This is a genomic window from Escherichia sp. MOD1-EC6021, assembly GCF_002965245.1.
Taxonomy (GTDB): Bacteria; Pseudomonadota; Gammaproteobacteria; order Enterobacterales; family Enterobacteriaceae; genus Escherichia; species Escherichia coli_F.
This window is the reverse complement of record NZ_PTRU01000093.1, coordinates 1-1,304: the sequence shown is the minus strand read 5'-3', so window position 1 is coordinate 1,304 and position 1,304 is coordinate 1. Positions and strand designations below refer to the sequence as shown.

1 protein-coding gene is annotated in these 1,304 nt (G+C 59.1%); it reads left to right on the top strand.

Features of this window, described 5'->3' with window-relative positions; all coding sequences use genetic code 11:
* On the top strand, positions 1-1,304 hold a 1,304-nt coding region (locus BEB54_RS28035), incomplete at both ends, for a ParB/RepB/Spo0J family partition protein (RefSeq protein ID WP_105282344.1).

The window sequence follows — 1,304 nt, the reverse complement described above, 5'->3', positions numbered from 1 at the left end:
CTGGCGGACTCCATTAAAGGTGTCGGCCTGTTACAGAATCTGGTTGTTCATGCCCTGCCAGGTGACCGCCACGGTGTCGCCGCAGGTGGTCGCCGACTGGCAGCACTCAACATGCTGGCAGAGCGCAACATCCTTCCGGCGGACTGGCCTGTCCGTGTGAAGGTCATTCCGCAGGAACTGGCGACTGCCGCATCAATGACTGAAAACGGTCATCGTCGGGATATGCACCCTGCCGAACAGATTGCCGGATTCCGCGCAATGGCGCAGGAAGGCAAAACACCTGCACAAATCGGTGATTTGCTGGGCTATTCACCCCGCCACGTTCAGCGAATGCTGAAACTGGCTGACCTTGCGCCTGTCATCCTCGATGCGCTGGCAGAAGACCGCATCACCACAGAGCACTGTCAGGCGCTGGCGCTGGAGAACGACACCGCGCGTCAGGTGCAGGTGTTTGAAGCTGCCTGTCAGTCGGGATGGGGCGGAAAACCGGAAGTACAGACCATTCGTCGTCTGGTGACCGAAAGTGAAGTGGCGGTGGCGGGGAACACTAAATTCCGCTTCGTGGGGGCTGATGCCTTCTCGCCAGATGAACTGCGCACTGATTTGTTCAGCGACGATGAGGGTGGCTATGTGGACTGTGTTGCGCTCGATGCCGCCCTGCTGGAAAAACTCCAGGCTGTTGCAGAGTACCTTCGGGAAGCCGAGGGCTGGGGATGGTGTGCCGGACGCATGGAGGCCGTTGGTGAGTGCCGTGAAGATGCCCGGGCATACCGCAACCTGCCGCAGCCGGAAGCAGTGCTGACGGAGGCGGAAGAAGAACGCCTGAACGAACTGATGGCACGTTACGACGCACTGGAAAACCAGTGTGAGGAATCCGACCTGCTGGAAGCAGAAATGAAGCTGATGCGCTGCATGGCGAAGGTCAGAGCGTGGACGCCGGAGATGCGTGCCGGAAGCGGTGTGGTGGTGTCCTGGCGTTATGGCAACGTGTGTGTCCAGCGTGGTGTGCAGTTGCGCAGTGAGGATGACGTGGCTGACGACGCTGACCGCACGGAACAGATGCAGGAGAAAGCGTCAGTGGAGGAAATCAGTCTGCCACTGCTGACGAAAATGTCTTCCGAACGCACGCTGGCAGTCCAGGCGGCACTCATGCAGCAACCGGACAAATCTCTGGCACTGCTGGCATGGACGCTCTGCCTGAATGTGTTTGGCAGCGGAGCGTACAGTAAACCAGCACAAATCAGCCTGGAATGTAAACATTATTCGCTGACCAGCGATGCGCCGTCAGGGAAGGAAGGTGCCGC